Consider the following 16,763-nt stretch of genomic DNA (forward strand, 5'->3'; position numbering starts at 1 on the left):
GGCGCGAACGGCCGCCAGCTCAGCCGCCGGCCCGCCGGCGCGGCGGAATCACGGTGTCGACGACCAGCGCCAGCTCGCGCCGGTTCGGCGGCTCCCCGGTGAGCAGGAAGTGGTGGTTGATCAACGCCGGCCCGACCCGCGCGGTCAGCGGGGTGACCGTGGCCGCGTCGATATCGCCGTCGTCGACGGCGGCCCGCAGGATCGACTCGACCATCTCGAGGCGGGGGGTCACCACCGCGTCGGCGAAGATGGCGCGCATCTCCGGCTCGTGCAGCAGCTGATGGATGATCTCCAGGCCGGGGAAGGCCGTCTTCCCCGCCAGGATGTCGCGGTGGTTGGTGAACACCGCCAGCAGGTTCTCCCGTGCCGAGCGGCCCGACCGCAATTCCGAGACCGGCGGCAGGGTGTAGACGAGGGCGGCGTGCACCAAATCGTGCTTGCTGCACCAGCGCCGGTAGAGCGCCGCCTTGCCGGTGTGGGCGCGCGCCGCGATCCCCTCCATCGTCAGCCCGCCGTATCCGACTTCGGCCAACTCCGCCAGCGTGGCTTCGTACAGCGCCCGCTCCAGCACCTCGCCACGGCGGCGGCTCCGGGCGCCACGGCGGTCCCCGGCTAGCTGCGGCATTGCTCGATAGTAGCCGCCCGCGTTCCTATTCGCCGCGCGGTAGGGTGCCTCACATGCCCGAGACGCCGCGGTTGTTGTTCGTCCACGCCCACCCCGACGACGAAACCCTCGGCAACGGCGCCACCATCGCGCACTACGCCGCCCGCGGGGCGCGGGTGCGCGTCGTGACCTGCACGCTCGGCGAGGAGGGCGAGGTCATCGGCGACCGCTGGGCCGGGCTCGCCGTCGATCGCGCGGATCAACTCGGCGGCTACCGGATCGGCGAACTCGGCGCCGCCCTGCGCGCGCTGGGCGCCGGCGAGCCCTGCTATCTCGGCGGTGCGGGGCGGTGGCGCGACTCGGGCATGCCGGGCACGCCAAAACGACTGCGGCAGAGGTTCATTGACGCCGACGAGCGCGAGACCGTCGGCGAACTTGTCGCCATCATCCGCGAGCAGCGCCCCCACGTCGTCGTCGGCTACGACCCCAACGGCGGCTACGGCCACCCCGACCACGTCCACGCCCACACCGTCACGACGGCGGCGGTGGCTGCTGCCGCCTCGCCGGACTTTGCGGGTGAGCCCTGGGCGGTGCCGAAGTTCTACTGGGGGGTGTTCGCCGCCAGCGCCTTCGCGGCCGGCTGGGCGGCGCTGGAGAGCCGAGACCTGCTGGCGCAGTGGACGATTCCGCCGTACGACGAGTTCGACTTCGGATACGCCGACTCCGGCATCGGCGCCGTGGTGGCGACCGGTCCGGACGCGCTGGCCGCCAAAGTGGCCGCGCTGGCCGCGCACGCCACCCAAGTCGTCGTCGGCCCGACGGGCCGGGCCTGCGCGCTGTCCAACAACATGGCGCTGCCGATCCTGGGCGAGGAGCATTACGTGCTGGCCGGCGGAGTCGCGGGGGAGCGCGACGGGCGCGGCTGGGAAACGGATCTGCTCGCGGGACTTGACTTCGCCGCCCCCGCAACGCGGTAAGCTGCCAAGCAGGCAGCCACGGAAGGAATTCGCATGGACCCCGACCTGGACCCTAACCTGCAGCACTGGCAGGACCGGCTCGACAACTTCCAGTGGGTCATCGGCTCGATCCTCTCCAACATCGACAGCGTCCCGACCTGACCGAAACCCGGCCACGCGCCGCGTCCGTCCACGACGGCGGCGCGACAGATCCCGCGATTCGTTTCGTTGTCCTGACGCTGCTGGCCGTCGACGGCATCCTCTCGGCACTGGCCGGCGCGCTGCTGCTGCCTTCCTACCTCGGCGCGATCCCGTTTCCGATCAGCGGGCTGGTCAGTGGACTGCTCAACGCGGCGCTGGTGTGGGCCGCCGGCCTGTGGACGAGGTCGGCGCGGGTGGCCGCGCTGCCGCTGTGGACGTGGCTGGTCACGGTGGCCGTGATGAGCATGGGCGGACCCGCCGACGACGTGATCCTGGGCGGCCGGGGACTGATGGCCTACGGGGCGCTGGTGCTGATCGTGCTGGGTGTGGTGCCGCCGGTGTGGGTGCTGTGGCGGCACAGCCGGTCTAGCTAAGGCAGGTTGACGCCGATCGGCGGCAGCGGCGGCAGGAAGCTCAAGAACCAGTTGATCTCGGTCTGGATGAAATTGTTGACCGACGCCGAGGTGGCGGTGACGAAGTTGTTCAGTCCCTGGACGAACGTGATCGAACCGCCCAACCAGTCCAGGATGTTGAACAGACCGCTCTGCACCATGGGCTCGAACAGGTTGTAGAAGTACATGATCTGTGGTGCCACTATCCAGCCGATCCAGGGCAACCAGCCCGCCGCGTACGAGGCCAATTGGAAGCCGTACTGCACCCACGGCTCGATCGCGAGATAGGCGGACTCGATCGCGGCTCCGATAGGAGCGAATACGTTCGCCGCGGTCACCGCAGCCGCGTTGGTCACGGCGGCCGGGGCCAACAGGGCGCCGGCCGCGGTCAGGGCGCTGACGCCGGCGGTCGGCTGCAGCAGCGCGGCGGCCTGACCGGCGATCGCCTGCACCCCGCCGGGGAGGCCGGAGCCGATCAGCCCCAGCCAGTTGGAGCCCGCGACGGCGCCCTCGATCTGGCTCACGGCCGCCGCCGCCCCCGAGCCGCCCAGCAGCGTGGCGGCGGGCGCGTTCACCGCGCTGGCCAGGGTCTGCGCGGCGCCGGCCTCGGCCGAGGAGTACGCGTTCGCGCCGGCGCTCAGAACCTGCACGAACTGCTCGTGAAACTTGGCGATCTGGGCGCTGACCTGCTGATATCCCAGGCCGTGCTGGGAGAGGAAGGCGGCCACCTGTGCCGAGACGTCGTCGGCGGCGGATGCCACCACCGCGGAGGTGGGCACCGAGGCGGCCGCGTTGGCCGTGCTGAGCGTCGAGCCGATCCCGGCCAAATCCGAAGCCGCCGAGGCCAGCGCCTCGGGGGCCGCGAACAGGAACGACATTCGGCACCTCCTTGTGGACGGATGGTATCGCGATCGCCGGTGGCTAGCGGGCAAGTCCGCAAAACACATAGACAAGGTGCCCCCGTGTACCGCCGCGGGCGCCGGGATGTCGACCGCGGGCCGGCGCGGGCCTGACGCTACTGTTGCGCGTATGGCACCGCGGCCCCAGAAATTCCCAGGTTGGACGGGTGTGAAAAGTGCATAGAACGCGGATGAAATTCGATCGCGGGGAAGTTACACCAACGTGCCGCTAACACCGGAGCCCATCGCTTTGCCCACCCCCGGCACGTCGGCGTTGCGGCGGGTCCTGCGCCGCGCGCGCGACGGCGTCGCGCTGAACCTCGACGAGGCGGCCGTCGCGATGACCGCCCGCGGGGGCGAGCTCGCCGACCTGTGCTCGAGCGCGGCGCGCGTGCGCGACGCGGGCCTGGAATCGGCCGGGCGGCGCGGGCCCACCGGCCGGCTGCCGATCAGCTATTCGCGCAAGGTGTTCATCCCGGTCACCCACCTGTGCCGGGACACCTGCCACTACTGCACCTTTGTCACCGTCCCGGGCAAGCTGCGTGCCGCCGGGGCCGGCATGTACCTGGAGCCCGACGAGATCGTCGACCTGGCCCGGCGCGGGGCCGAACTCGGCTGCAAGGAAGCGCTTTTCACCCTCGGCGACCGGCCCGAGGACCGCTGGCCGGAGGCGCGCGACTGGCTCGGCGAGCGCGGCTACGACTCGACCCTGTCCTATGTGCGGGCGATGGCGATCCGGGTGCTGGAGGAGACCGGGCTGCTGCCGCACCTGAACCCGGGCGTGATGAGCTGGTCGGAGATGTCGCGGCTCAAGCCGGTGGCGCCGTCGATGGGCATGATGCTCGAGACGACGTCGCGGCGACTGTTCGAAACCAAAGGCCTGGCGCACTACGGCAGCCCGGACAAGGACCCGGCGGTTCGGCTGCGCACCCTGACCGACGCCGGGCGGTTGTCCATCCCGTTCACCACCGGGCTGCTCGTCGGCATCGGCGAGACGCTGGCCGAACGCGCCGACACCCTGCACGCGATCCGCAAGTCGCACAAGGAGTTCGGGCACGTCCAGGAAGTGATCGTGCAGAACTTCCGGGCCAAGGAGCACACCGCGATGGCCGCGGTCCCCGACGCCGGGATCGAGGACTACCTGGCGACGGTGGCCGTCGCGCGGCTGGTGCTCGGCCCGGGCATGCGCATCCAGGCGCCGCCCAACCTGGTGTCGCGCGACGAATGCCTGGCGCTGGTCGCGGCCGGTGTCGACGACTGGGGCGGCGTCTCGCCGTTGACCCCCGACCACGTCAACCCCGAGCGGCCGTGGCCCGCGCTGGACGAGCTGGCCGCCGTCACCGCCGAAGCCGGATACGACCTGGTGCAGCGGTTGACGGCCCAGCCCAAATACGTGCAGGCCGGGGCGGCGTGGATCGACCCGCGGGTGTCCGGACACGTTGCGGCGCTGGCGGACCCGGCCACCGGCCTGGCCCGCGACGTCAACCCCGTCGGGCTGCCCTGGCAGGAGCCCGACGACGTGGCGTCCGCCGGCCGGGTCGACCTGCACGCGGCGATCGACACCGACGGCCGCAACACCGAGGCCCGCAGCGACCTCGACAGCGCCTTCGGGGACTGGGAGTCGATCCGGGCGCGCGTGGGCGAGCTCGCGGCGCAAGGCGCCAAAGCGCCAGAACGCCTGGACACCGACGTGCTCGCCGCGCTGGCCTCCGCCGAACGCGACCCCGCCGGCTGCACCGACGACGAGTACCTCGCGCTGGCCACCGCGGACGGCCCCGCACTCGAAGCCGTTGCCGCGCTGGCGGATTCGCTGCGCCGCGAAGCCGTCGGCGACGACGTGACGTTCGTGGTGAACCGCAACATCAACTTCACCAACATCTGCTACACGGGCTGCCGGTTCTGCGCGTTCGCGCAACGCAAGGGCGACGCCGACGCGTATTCGCTGTCCACCGATGAGGTCGCCGACCGCGCGTGGGAGGCGCACGTCGAGGGCGCGACCGAGGTGTGCATGCAGGGCGGCATCGACCCCGAGCTGCCGGTCACCAGTTACGCCGAGCTGGTCCGCGCCGTCAAGGCCCGGGTGCCGTCGATGCACGTGCACGCGTTTTCCCCGATGGAGATCGCCAACGGGGTGACCAAGAGCGGGTTGAGCGTTCGCGAATGGCTGACCAGTCTGCGCGAGGCCGGCCTGGACACCATCCCGGGCACCGCCGCCGAAATCCTCGACGACGAGGTGCGCTGGGTGCTCACCAAGGGCAAGCTGCCGACGTCGATGTGGATCGACATCGTGACCACCGCGCACGAGGTGGGCCTGCGGTCGTCGTCGACGATGATGTACGGGCACGTCGACAGCCCGCGGCACTGGGTCGGCCACCTCAACGTGCTGCGCGAGATCCAGGACCGCACCGGCGGTTTCACCGAGTTCGTGCCGCTGCCGTTCGTGCACCACAACTCGCCGCTGTATCTGGCCGGCGCCGCGCGCCCCGGGCCCACCCACCGCGACAACCGGGCGGTGCACGCTCTGGCCCGAATCATGTTGCACGGCCGCATCTCCCACATCCAGACCAGCTGGGTCAAGCTCGGCATCGAGCGCACGCGGGTGATGCTCAACGGCGGCGCCAACGACCTGGGCGGCACGTTGATGGAGGAGACCATCTCGCGGATGGCCGGCTCCGAGCACGGGTCGTCGAAGACGGTGGCGGAACTGGTCGCGATCGCCGAGGGCATCGGGCGCCCGGCGCGCCAGCGCACCACCACCTACGCTTCGCTCGCGGCCTGAGTTTCCGGCCGCCGGCTACGCCGCGATCGCAATGGCCGGCCCCGAAGGGCCGGCCATGCGGCTACTGAGTTACGCGCTGGGTCAGTAGTTGTTGCAGCTGCCCGCCACGGCCAGCACGTCGTTGAAGTACGGCGCGGCCCCAGGCATGGCCTGGATCTGGTGGGCCATCTGCAGGCGCTTCGACGGCGGCGAGGCGAGGAACTGGTTCAGGTAGCTCACCGCGACCGGTGACGCGGACAGCTGCGCGGCAGCGGCCGGGTCCTGCGCGTTCAGGGCGGCCATCACCTGCCCGTAGTTACAGGTTGTGTTCACGACCGGGTCCAGGGGATCTGCGGATGCGATCCCGGAACCGGCCGTCAACGCGAACGCGACACCGCCAACGGCAGCGGCAATTTTGGTCAACGACAGCCTTACCATCTGTGGACACCTTCCCCATTCAATGCACCGTCGGAAAAACGGCGACGACATCTGCCCAACGGTTGCCGTCTGCGGTCGACGTTACCAGGCCCCGCGAGCTTTCTTCTATCGCAAGGGATATCGCACAGCAAGCTCTAATCGTAACTATCCGCAGGTCAGCGCCGGTTCGCGGCGCTGTTCGCCGACAGTGAAACCCGGCCGGCCCCGGCAACGGGTCGTCGCTGGATCGCCGCCGGCCGGCGCGGGTGGTCCGACGCGTGTCCCCGGTAGTTGACCTGTATGTGCAACGTCTAGTATCAGTAACCGAAAGCTTTCGCCGAAGCGGCCGTGGTGTCGCGGCGAGCCGAACAGCAGCCCACATGCGGTACATGGAGGAGACGCCTGTGACGTACACGATCGCCGAACCCTGCGTCGACATCAAGGACAAGGCATGCATTGAGGAGTGCCCGGTCGACTGCATCTACGAGGGCGCCCGGATGCTGTACATCCACCCCGACGAATGCGTCGACTGCGGGGCCTGCGAGCCCGTCTGCCCCGTCGAGGCGATCTACTACGAAGACGACGTGCCCGAGCAGTGGAGCCAGTACACGCAGATCAACGCCGACTTCTTCGTGGAGCTGGGGTCTCCGGGCGGCGCGGCCAAGGTCGGCATGACCGAGAACGACCCGCAGGTGGTCAAGGACCTGCCGCCGCAGGGCGAGGGCGACTGAGCGGGCCGGTGCGCCACCAGCCCGGGGGCGTCTCGGCGTCGCTGCCGGAGTTTCCCTGGGACACCCTGGCCGACGCGAAGGCGCTGGCCCAGGCCCATCCCGACGGCATCGTCGACCTGTCGGTCGGCACCCCCGTCGACCCCGTCGCGCCGCTGATCCGCGAGGCGCTGGCCGCCGCCAGTTCCGCCGCGGGATATCCCGCCGCCGCCGGCACCGCGCGGCTGCGCGAGGCGGCGGCGTCGGCGCTGGCCCGACGCTTCGGCATCACCGGGGTGAGCGAGGCGGCGGTGCTCCCGGTGATCGGCAGCAAGGAGCTCATCGCCTGGCTGCCGACGCTGCTGGGCCTGGGCGCCGACGACGCGGTCGTGGTCCCGGAGCTGGCCTACCCGACGTACGACGTCGGGGCCCGGCTGGCCGGCGCCCGGGTGTTGCGCGCGGACTCGCTGACCCAGCTCGGGCCGCAGACCCCCGCGCTGTTCTACCTGAACTCGCCGAGCAATCCGACCGGGCGGGTGCTGGGCGCCGACCACCTGCGCAAGGTCGTCGGATGGGCGCGCGAGCGGGGCGTGGTGGTCGCCTCCGACGAGTGCTACCTGGGCCTGGGCTGGGCGGCCCAGCCGCTGTCGGTGCTGCATCCTTCGGTGTGCGGCGGCGACCATGCCGGGCTGCTCGCGATCCACTCGCTGTCGAAGAGCTCGTCGCTGGCCGGCTACCGGGCCGGCTTCGTCGCGGGCGACCCGGCGCTGGTCGCCGAGCTGCTGGCGGTGCGCAAACACGCCGGGATGATGGTGCCCACGCCGGTGCAGGCCGCCATGGTGGCCGCCCTCGACGACGACGCCCACGAACAGCAGCAGCGCGCGCGATACGAACGACGCCGCGACGCCCTGCTGCCGGCGCTGCGGTCGGCCGGCTTCGCCGTCGACCACTCCGAGGCGGGCCTTTACCTGTGGGCCACCCGCGGCGAGCCGTGCGCGGACAGCGTGGCGTGGCTGGCCGCCCGCGGGGTGCTGGTGGCGCCCGGCGATTTCTACGGCCCGGGCGGCGCCCGGCACGTGCGGGTCGCGCTGACCGCCACCGACGAACGCGTCGCCGCCGCCGTGCAGCGGCTTATCGGGGGCTGAGTTAGCCCTACCGCCTGCCGCGCCGACCGGGGGCCCGGCACAATGCATTCGTGACCACTTCGGCCAGCACGTCGGCCCGCAAGCTGCGCATCCCCGCGTCGATCGGTGACATCGCCAAGCGAATCTTTCTGGGCAAGCCGCTGATCACCGAGGAACTCAGCTCCGAGAGGTTGTCGAATCCGGTTGCCCTCGGCGCCCTTTCGCCCGACGCGATCTCGTCGACGGCCTACGGCCCCGAGCAGATCCTGATCGAGCTGCTGCCGCATGCGGGGTTGGCGGCGTTCGTGCTGCTGCTGCCGGTCACCGGCGTCATCCTGCTGATCCTGGTCCTGGTGGCCGCGTCGTATCGCCAGGTCGTCATGGCCTACACCCGCGCCGGCGGCTCCTACATCGTGGCGCGGGAGAACTTCGGTCCCCGGGTGGCCCAGGTCGCCGCCGCGGCGTTGTTGATCGACTACGTGGTCACCGTGGCGGTGCAGTCGGCGGCCGGGACGGTGGCCGTGGTGTCGGCGGTCCCGTCGCTGGGCCCGCACAGCCTGGAGATCACGATCGGCGTGGTGCTGTTCATCTGCTACCTGAACCTGCGCGGGCTGCGGGAAGCGGGCTGGCAGTTCGCCTTTGCGACCTACTTCTTCGTCGTCATGGTCGGCCTCACGATCGTGGTGGGCGTGGCGCGCGTGCTGTTCGGCGACCTGCCGGTCTACGACGCCGCGCGGCTGCCGGGAACCGTGCCCGTTCATCAGGGCAGCGCGCTGGTGATGGGCGCGACCGTGCTGACGCTGTTGCGGGCGTTCGCCAACGGCGGTTCGTCGCTGACGGGCGTCGAGGCCATCTCCAACACGGTCGATGTCTTCCGGAAACCGCAGGGCCGCAACGCACGTCGTGTGCTCACCGCGATGGCGAGCATCCTGGGAGTGTTGCTCGCGGGCGTCGCGTTCCTCGCCTACATGACCCACGCCACGCCGTACCTCAGCGAATACCCGTCGGTCCTGTCGCAGATCGGGCGCGCGGTCTTCGGCCGCGGCGTGCTGGGCAACGTGTTCTTCGCGCTCGTCCAGACCGCCACGGCGGCCATCCTGTTCACCGGCGCGAACACCAGTTTCAACGGGTTTCCCGCCTTGGCCAGTTTCGTCGCCGAGGACCGCTTCCTGCCGCGGCAGCTGACCAAACGCGGTCACCGACTGGTGTTTTCGAACGGCATCATCGCGCTCACGGCTCTGTCGGTGGCGCTGCTGCTGACCACCGGCGGCTCGGTCAACGCGCTGGTCCCGTTCTACGCGATCGGCGTGTTCACCGGGTTCTCGATGGCCGGCTACGGCATGACCAAGCACCATCTGACGCACCGGGAACGGGGCTGGCGGCACCGGCTGGCGATCAACCTGTCCGCGGGCGTGCTGTCGACGATCGTGGTGGGCATCTTCGCGGTGGCCAAGTTCACCGAGGGCGCGTGGCTGGTGGTCGTGGTGTTCCCGGTGCTGGTGTTCCTGCTGATGCGGCTCAACCGCGAATACCGCGCCGAGGCGGCCATTCTCGAGATGTTTCGCACCGACCGGCCCGAGCTGGTGAAGTACGCCCGGCACAAGGTGTTCGTGTTCGTGAACTCGGTCGACCTCGCGGTGATCGAGGGGCTGCGCTACGGCAGGGGATTGCGGGCCGACGAATTGGTCGCGGTCCACTTCATGGTCGACGAGGCCCACGCCAAGGTGCTGCGAAAGCGTTGGGACCACTTCGAACTCGACACGCCACTGCGCGTCGTCGACTGCCCTGACCGCCGGGTCACCCGGGCCGCGCAGGTGCTGGTGGCCAAGGAGCGCGACGAACATCACAACACCAACGTCACGGTGTTGCTGCCGCGCCGGACTTATGCGCCGCTGCTGGGGCGCCTGCTGCACGACCGCACCGCGGACAAGGTGTCCCGCGCGGTCGGTCTCATCCCGGATGCCGCGGCGACGATCGTGCCCTACGACGTGCAGTCCCGGATCAAGGAGGCGTTCCCCGACGGCTTCGAGCAGCGGATCGCGCGCGAGCTCGACAAGATCGAGGCGTGGGTGACCAGCAGCGAGGAGGAGAGCGTCGAGGCCTACGAGCACCCCGAGCGGCCGTCGGTGATCACCGTGGCCGGCCTGATCCCGGGGCAGCGCGCCACGTTCGAGGGGCGGGTCAACGAGGTCCAGGACATCAACAACCGCAGGCGGACGGTGCGCGAGGTCATCGTCGCCGACAACAGCGGCGAGATCACCGTGATGTTCCGGTCCGGCCGCGGGGGCGCCGACATCCAGCCCGGTCAGCTGTTGCGGGTCACCGGCAAGCCCAAGCAGAGCGGCAACCGGCCCATGGTGCTGGTCGACCCTGCGTATCACGTGATCGACGACCCGGCGGTCGATGAATCGTGAGGCGCTTGGCGGCCGTCGTGGTGTCGATGCTGGGCCTGGCGTTGACGACCTCACCCGCGAGCCCTTCCGCCCGGCGTCGCCGATCACGCACATATCCGCCGACGCGCCAACGTTTTTCGTGCTGCACGGCACCGACGATTCGCTGATCCCGGTGCAGCGGGCCCGCAGCTTCACCGCGCGCCTGCGCGAGGCCAGCCGGCAGCCGGTGGTGTACCGCGCTGGCCGTCGAGCAGTTCCTCGCCGAGGTCTACGCGCCGTCAGGCGCCCGTTAGGCCGACGGCCAGCAGCACGCAGCCCACGGTCCCCAGCAGGGCCGCGACCTCGGCACGGCGCCGCGACCGGATCCAGTCGTGCAGCGCACCCATCCACGCGCGCGTCGCCGCGGGTGCCAGCAGGTACGCCAGTAGCGGGATCTCCACCAGCGCGAACGCGACCACATTGAACATCAGCAACGCCCCGACCTGCGTCGTCGCCGCCGCGCCCGAGGCCAGGATGACGGCCAGGGCGGCCAGGTAGTCCACCGACGGCAGCGCCATCCCGAGTCCGGCCATGCCGGCCACCCACAGCGACGGACCGACCGCCAGCCGTTGGGCCCGCGACGCCAGGCGGCCCGATCCTCTGCCTTTGACGCCTTTGACGCCTTTGACGCCTTTGACGCCTTTGACGCCTTTGACGCCTTTGACGCCTTTGACGACCAGCACGGCGACGGCGGCCAGCAGGGCCAGCGCGCCGATGAAGATCTGCACCCGGGGCAGGGTGAAGTACGTCGACACCGGCAGCCGGCGCCGCAGGACGAACAGGACGACGCCGCCCACCGTCATGCCCATCACGAAGCCGCCGGCCAGAAACGCGAGCAGTTGCAGCATCGGCCGGGGTCGGTTCAGCATCAGCACCGTCATGCCGATCCGGAACGGTTCGAGGCTCACGGCGAGCGCCATCACCAGGATGGTGATCAACATCGCCGATCAGGTTACCGCTCCGCTATGTGGCCCAGTTTGACCGCCGGCGCGGCGGTTGCGCCGGCCAGGGGTGTCGCCCAAAACCCGCGGCGGCGCAACGGCTGTGCGCGTCAGGTGGGCAGCGCGTTCTTTTCGGCGTCGGCGCGGTAGCGCTCCACCCACTCGTCGGAGCGTTGGTCGGCCTGGCGTTCCAGGGCCGGTTCGGGCGCCAGCCGCGGGTCGAGACCCAAGGCCTCCAGGACGGTGGCCACCACCTGAGTCAGGTTGCGCCACAACACCGGATACGGAACTTCCATCGGCGTGACATCTTCCTCGGCGAACCAGGTTCGCCAGCCCTCCTCCTGGGCGCGCAGCATGGTGACGACGTGCGCGATCGCCCCGGCGTGATAGATCGCGCGGGCATCGCGCGCCGGGTCGGGCCGGCCGCGCCACACCCGCGTCTGCACCGCTCGCCAGAACGACACCGCCTGGGAGACGACGTCGGGGCGGTGGACGTGGATCAGCAGCGGTTCCTCGCCGACGACGTCGCGGATCGCGGCGAGCAGGCCGTCGCCGGAGCGGTCCGGCAGGTCCTTCGCGCGGTTGCGTAGCAGCGGGGTCTGGTTCCACATCAGCTTGCCGCCCCACACTCCGTTCGGCGTCCTGCCGACCGTGCGGATGTAGTCCCGCCAGATCTCGGCCGGCGCGAGGTCGGGCGTCCCGGCGTCCAAGGGGTCGAGCAGGGCCAGGATCGACTCGTCGTCCACGCCGGCGAACCACTCCCGCGGCTGGGGGGCCTGGCTGGTGCGGGGCATGTACTGGAAGAACTCCTGCGGCTCGCCGGCCACGCCCGTGGCGCGCAGCGACTCCACGAGCAGCGTGCTGCCGCTGCGCTGAGAAGCCAGCACCAGATACGACGACGGCGTCGGGTTCACCACCGCAGCCTAACCGCAGGAAAACACAGTGCACGGCATTCACATTCGGGCAGTGTGAACATAACCGTTGCGTGGTGTCGACCGGGGTTTCGGCGTCGGCGCACGGTGGCGCAGGACGGATGCGATGATTACCGTCCGACCGCACTCCAATAACCGACGGGAAGACCGCATCGTGCAGAACTCCGCCAAAGAGTCGGCCCGCCGGATCATCTGGCGGGCCGACCGGGCCACCACCGCCGCACTCCGGCGGCGGTTCGTGGCGCTGGACCCGGCGGTGGTGGACAAGTTTCGGGAGCACCTGCTGGAAACCTGGGCGAGCCCGGAGTATTGGGATTCCGAGGTGGGCCGCCTCGACCTCGAGGAGCACACCGTCGAGCGGCTGACCTACAGCCGGCACGAATACGTGCCCTGGCTCAACGCGCTGCGGCCCCTGGAGGGGGCACGTGTCTTCGAAATCGGCTGCGGGACAGGCTCGTCCGTCATGGCGCTGGTCGAGCAGGGCAGCGAGGTAACCGGCATCGACGCGGTGCCGGAATCCGTCGAGGTGTCGCGGGCCAGGATGCGTCTTTTCGGCCTCGACGAACCGCCGCTGCATCACATGAACGCGACCGAGATCGGCACGCAATTCGCGCATGGCAGCTTCGATTTCGTCATCTTCTTCGCATCGCTGGAGCACATGACCTACGGCGAGCGGTTGAGCAGCTTGCGCGCCGCGTGGCAGCTGCTGGCCGACGGCGGCATCCTCTGCATCGTCGAAGCGCCCAACCGGCTGTGGTTTTTCGACGACCACACCGCGGATCTGCCGTTCTTCCATTGGTTGCCCGACGAGATCGCGCTGGAGTACCTGAAGCGGACGCCGCGGTTCCAGGCGTCCGCGTTCGACACCGCGTCGGAGGGCGCCAGCCTGGAGCTCAGCCGCCGCGGCCGGGGCGTGAGCTATCACGACCTCGAGCTGGCCCTCGGGCCCATCGGCGAGCTGGACTTCCTGGTCGACCGGCAGAGCTTCCAAACCCGGCAGAACCCGCTGCGCTGGCTGTACTACCGGCAGTCCACCAACCGCCGCTTTGCCAACTTGTTGCACCGGCAATGCCCGGAGTTGCCCCCCGGGCTCTTCATGCCGTACCTCAATATCGCGATCCGCAAGGGGCCGGCCGCGGCCTGACAGGGGGTGCGGGTAGGCCGCCGCTAGAACGGCGGGGGCCGGTTTCGTTCGGCGACGTGCTCGGCGTTGAGGGCGCGTTCGGCGGCGATGCGGCGGGCGCGGTCTTGTTCTCGGGTTCGTCGTCGTCGCGGCATCATGACGCCACTGTCGCCGTCGGGGGTTGTGGGGGTTGGTGTTCGGGGTAATGGGGCGGTGGTGGTGTTCCAGGTGGGAAAGAAGATGCGGCTGCCGGGGTTGGTGGTGTAGGTGCGCCCGTTGGGGGCGGTCCAGATCACGGTCCCGTCGGGCAGTTGCACGTCGTGCCAGCCCGGCCAGAAAGTTTTCAACAAGTGGTGTTTTCTGCAGTCGCACTTGAGGTTTGAGGCGTGGGTGGGCCCGGCCGGCCAGGGTATGGTGTGGTCGATGTCGCAGAATTCGGCGGGCACGTCACAGCCGGGAAACCGACAGGTCATGTCGCGGATGCGGACGAACTCGGCCAGTTTGGCCGAGGGCCGGTAGTGCGGTTCGGGCGGGAGGTCGCCCGGATGGCGGACTTCGCTGATCGTGGCGCCGCCGCGGATCAATTCGGCGACCAGCGACCCGGGCACCACCCCGCCGCCCGTGATCAGAGCCGGCGGTGCCGGTGTCACGGGCACATCGGGCTCGGGTTCGGGGTCGAGCGCCAGGATATCGGCCACGGTCATGCCAGGGGTGACGAGCCGCCCGGGCGGCGCCTCGCCGGATAGGTGCGGGTCGGGGTGGGCCTCGAGCGCGGCGGCTTGGCCGAGCAGGTGCAGGACCACGCCGCCGGCCCGCTGGTCGGTGCCGGTAGCGCAGGGGCATTCGGGGCTACCGCAGGTACAGGCGAGCCGGTCGGCGCCGGCGGCCAGTGCGCCCAGGGCGTCGGCGCGGCGCTGGGCGAGGGTGCGGGGATCGTCGTCGCACACGTCGTGGGCCATCTGGGCCAGTCGCCGGTCCAGCCGGGCGGCGTCTGTCGAGTAGAGCCGGCCCCACAGCGCGGCCGTGGCGGTGTCGTCGTCGGGTTCCCCGATGTGCACGTCGCGGCTGCGGGCGGAGGCGCGCGTGTGCCGCAGCGCGCCGGGGTCGTGGCGGTCGATCCACCAGTCGATGGCCTGCTCGAGCTTGGTCACCGACAGCGGCCCCCAGTCGCGGGCGTGGTCGGCCAGGGCGGCATCGATGCGCCGTAGTGCGTCGGGGTCGCGCACCAGATGAGTGCGCCAGGCGATGACCGACATCAGCCGCGAACTCAGCCGCCCGGACAGATACAGCGCGGCCACGGCCGGCAGCCGATTCAGGGCCAGACTCAACCGCATCTGGGCCGAGGCGCCGCGGTGGCTGAGCCCCAGTGCCGCGGCGACTTCGGCGGCCGCGCAATCCCATTCGTCGCAAGCCCAGTCCGCGTGCTCGTCGCTGCCGGTGCGCCGGCCGGTCAGCTCGGCGATCGCCGACAACCGCCGCGCGCCGGCGGCCGCCTCGGCGCGCGCGCACTCCTCGATCGCGGCGACCAGCGCGGCGTCGTCGGAACGGCGCAGGTCAGCCCGGTCGGGTAGGGATAATTCGAACACATTTGCGAATCTAGCGCGGGCCGGCGACGCCCGCCGCATCCAAGACCCCAGCCTGTGGACAAAGGTCGAACTGTGGATAACTCCGGGGCCTAGGCGGGGCGCTCGGTCGCCCGCAGCCCGACCGAGAACAGCAACCGCACCTCGGGATCGGCCAGCGAGGTCGCCATCAGCTTCTCGATCCGCCGCACCCGGTACCGCACGGTGTTGGGATGCACGCGCAGCGTCCGCGCGGCGGCGCCGATGTCGCCGAAGCTGTCCAGGTAGGCCCGCAGCGTCTCGGCCAACACGGGGTCCCGGGCGCGCAAGTCCCGTATCCGCGGATCGACCAGGCGCTCGTCGGCGCCGACAGCGGTGACGATCTCGTCGAGCAACACGGTGGTGCGCGCCTCCGCGAGGGTGGTGACCTGACCTATCGAAAACGGGTGTCGCTCAGCGCTATCGAGCACCCGGTCGACCTCGATGCGCGCCGCGGCTACCTCCGCCGGGCCGGCGACCGGCGCAGCGATGGCGGCCCGCAGTTCGACGCCGAGTTCGGTGCGCAGGGCGCCGATCGTGCCGCGCACCCACGAGGTGACCGGCCGGGTCTGGGTCTTCGGCAGCAGCACGTAGATGCGCGAGTTGTGCGAGGCAACCTGGGCGTCACGACGAAAAGCGCTGGCGCTCAACGCCACAACGTCGGCCACGCGCGGATGGCGGGTGCCGGCGGTGTCCCAGCCGATCAAGGCGGTGGTCCCGTCGGGCGGGAGACCGAGTTCGCGGGCAAGGGCACCCGGGTCGGTGGGTTCGTCGGATTCGCCGGATAGGCCGAGCAGTTGCCGCACCCGCCGCGCGTGCGTGGACGGCCGGGCGGCCAGCCGAAACATAATGCGGGCGGCCAAAACTGCCGCGCCGCGCAACATCTCGTCGGCGTCGTCGGCCAGCGGCCGCGAACCCTGCTGCACCCAGATCGCGCCGGCGAACGTCGGCGGTCGGTGCGCATCGGCCGGCGGCTGATGAATCCCGACCGCCAGCCGCGGGCGCAGGCCCAGCTCCGGACGCTCGGTAACGCGCACCACCTCGTCGCCGGCCCGCAGCGCGTCGAAGATGCCCCACTGGCCGATCCACTTCAGGTGTTCGGGTGGGCCGGCGCGACCGAGGATGGACAGGCGGCGCAGCTCGTCGGCCTCGTCGTTGGAGGCCGAGTACGCCAGCACGTGTGATTGGGCGTCTTCGATGCTGACCATGCCGTGGATGCGGTCGGCCAGTGATTGCGCCAGGCCGAACAGGTCGGTGCCGGAGTCGTCCACCGCGTCGCCGCGGTCGCCGTGATGCTCCAAGACATGGTTGACCAACCGGTATAGGCGCTCCCACCGCGCCCGCGGTTCCACGGCCACCACGGCCGACCCGGCCCCCACCGCGGCGGCCACCAGGGCCTGCGACGGGCGCTTGACGAAGATCGCCGCCGGGACGCGCTGACGCGACTGCGTGTCGACCCAGCGCAGCGCCTCCTCGTCGGCCACGCCGAGCAGGAAGAAGATATCCGCCGACCCGGCCGCGGCCGCCAGGCCCAGGCGCACGTCGTCGGAATCGATCAGCGCGGCCGACCGCACCGCCAGGTCCAGGCCGCGGGGCGCGTCGACCAGGGTGACCAGCGTCGCGTCCAGCGCGAGCAAGAGTTGTCCCAGGCCGACGCCGCGCATATTGTCCGATCC

General features: G+C 70.5%; 14 protein-coding genes and 1 pseudogene. 8 read left to right on the plus strand and 7 right to left on the minus strand.

Going from position 1 to position 16,763, the window contains the following annotated elements; translation table 11 throughout:
* Window positions 1-19: 19 nt before the first annotated feature.
* On the minus strand, window positions 20-625 hold the full coding sequence (locus AC5Y43_RS19965) for a TetR/AcrR family transcriptional regulator (RefSeq protein ID WP_499975266.1): 606 nt from the start codon (window positions 623-625) through the stop codon (window positions 20-22).
* A gap of 53 nt (window positions 626-678) precedes the next feature.
* On the opposite strand from AC5Y43_RS19965, the gene mshB reads away from it, so the two are divergent.
* Window positions 679-1,581, plus strand: a complete 903-nt coding sequence (gene mshB / locus AC5Y43_RS19970) for an N-acetyl-1-D-myo-inositol-2-amino-2-deoxy-alpha-D-glucopyranoside deacetylase (RefSeq protein WP_499975268.1) — start codon at window positions 679-681, stop codon at window positions 1,579-1,581.
* A gap of 92 nt (window positions 1,582-1,673) precedes the next feature.
* Window positions 1,674-2,135 carry a hypothetical protein gene (locus AC5Y43_RS19975; protein WP_499975269.1) on the plus strand — a complete coding sequence of 154 codons (462 nt, stop codon included), beginning with the start codon at window positions 1,674-1,676 and terminating at the stop codon, window positions 2,133-2,135.
* On the opposite strand, the gene AC5Y43_RS19980 is transcribed toward AC5Y43_RS19975, so the two are convergent.
* Window positions 2,132-3,031 (minus strand): PE family protein, encoded by a 900-nt coding sequence (locus AC5Y43_RS19980; protein ID WP_499975271.1) that lies wholly within the window; start codon window positions 3,029-3,031, stop codon window positions 2,132-2,134. The two genes, AC5Y43_RS19975 and AC5Y43_RS19980, sit on opposite strands and share 4 nt — an antisense overlap.
* Before the next feature lie 244 nt (window positions 3,032-3,275).
* Here AC5Y43_RS19980 and AC5Y43_RS19985 point away from each other — a divergent pair, with 244 nt between their 5' ends.
* Window positions 3,276-5,831: a bifunctional FO biosynthesis protein CofGH gene (locus AC5Y43_RS19985; RefSeq protein ID WP_499975273.1), complete on the plus strand. Its 2,556-nt coding sequence runs from the start codon at window positions 3,276-3,278 to the stop codon at window positions 5,829-5,831.
* A gap of 81 nt (window positions 5,832-5,912) precedes the next feature.
* On the opposite strand, the gene AC5Y43_RS19990 is transcribed toward AC5Y43_RS19985, so the two are convergent.
* Window positions 5,913-6,248, minus strand: coding sequence for a hemophore-related protein (locus tag AC5Y43_RS19990; RefSeq protein ID WP_499975274.1), 336 nt, complete (start codon window positions 6,246-6,248; stop codon window positions 5,913-5,915).
* Window positions 6,249-6,631: 383 nt separating this feature from the next.
* On the opposite strand from AC5Y43_RS19990, the gene fdxA reads away from it, so the two are divergent.
* The 4 genes and pseudogenes from fdxA to AC5Y43_RS20010 all read left to right on the plus strand — a co-directional run.
* Window positions 6,632-6,958 (plus strand): ferredoxin, encoded by a 327-nt coding sequence (gene fdxA / locus AC5Y43_RS19995; protein WP_007168467.1) that lies wholly within the window; start codon window positions 6,632-6,634, stop codon window positions 6,956-6,958.
* 8 nt (window positions 6,959-6,966) lie between these two features.
* Window positions 6,967-8,079 (plus strand): succinyldiaminopimelate transaminase, encoded by a 1,113-nt coding sequence (gene dapC / locus AC5Y43_RS20000; protein ID WP_499975276.1) that lies wholly within the window; start codon window positions 6,967-6,969, stop codon window positions 8,077-8,079.
* Between the two features lie 50 nt (window positions 8,080-8,129).
* The gene (locus AC5Y43_RS20005) at window positions 8,130-10,472 is read left to right on the plus strand and encodes an APC family permease (RefSeq protein WP_499975277.1); all 2,343 of its coding nucleotides are present in this window, start codon (window positions 8,130-8,132) and stop codon (window positions 10,470-10,472) included.
* A gap of 58 nt (window positions 10,473-10,530) precedes the next feature.
* Window positions 10,531-10,744: pseudogene (locus AC5Y43_RS20010) on the plus strand (alpha/beta hydrolase); the annotation flags it as partial.
* Here the strand turns inward: AC5Y43_RS20010 and AC5Y43_RS20015 are convergent.
* Together AC5Y43_RS20015 and stf0 are read right to left on the minus strand one after the other, a co-directional pair.
* Window positions 10,730-11,431: a GAP family protein gene (locus AC5Y43_RS20015; protein WP_499975278.1), complete on the minus strand. Its 702-nt coding sequence runs from the start codon at window positions 11,429-11,431 to the stop codon at window positions 10,730-10,732. The pseudogene AC5Y43_RS20010 and the gene AC5Y43_RS20015 overlap by 15 nt on opposite strands.
* Window positions 11,432-11,541: 110 nt before the next feature.
* Window positions 11,542-12,345: a trehalose 2-sulfotransferase gene (stf0, locus tag AC5Y43_RS20020; RefSeq protein WP_499975280.1), complete on the minus strand. Its 804-nt coding sequence runs from the start codon at window positions 12,343-12,345 to the stop codon at window positions 11,542-11,544.
* Between the two features lie 124 nt (window positions 12,346-12,469).
* Here stf0 and AC5Y43_RS20025 point away from each other — a divergent pair, with 124 nt between their 5' ends.
* Window positions 12,470-13,507, plus strand: a complete 1,038-nt coding sequence (locus AC5Y43_RS20025) for a class I SAM-dependent methyltransferase (protein WP_499975282.1) — start codon at window positions 12,470-12,472, stop codon at window positions 13,505-13,507.
* A gap of 23 nt (window positions 13,508-13,530) precedes the next feature.
* On the opposite strand, the gene AC5Y43_RS20030 is transcribed toward AC5Y43_RS20025, so the two are convergent.
* Window positions 13,531-15,072 carry an HNH endonuclease signature motif containing protein gene (locus tag AC5Y43_RS20030; protein ID WP_499975283.1) on the minus strand — a complete coding sequence of 514 codons (1,542 nt, stop codon included), beginning with the start codon at window positions 15,070-15,072 and terminating at the stop codon, window positions 13,531-13,533.
* Between the two features lie 89 nt (window positions 15,073-15,161).
* Complete coding sequence (locus tag AC5Y43_RS20035) at window positions 15,162-16,751, minus strand: PucR family transcriptional regulator (protein WP_499975285.1); 1,590 nt, start codon at window positions 16,749-16,751, stop codon at window positions 15,162-15,164.
* Between the last annotated feature and the right edge of the window lie 12 nt (window positions 16,752-16,763).

The sequence above is a fragment of the Mycobacterium sp. NGS57 genome, assembly GCF_059812405.1.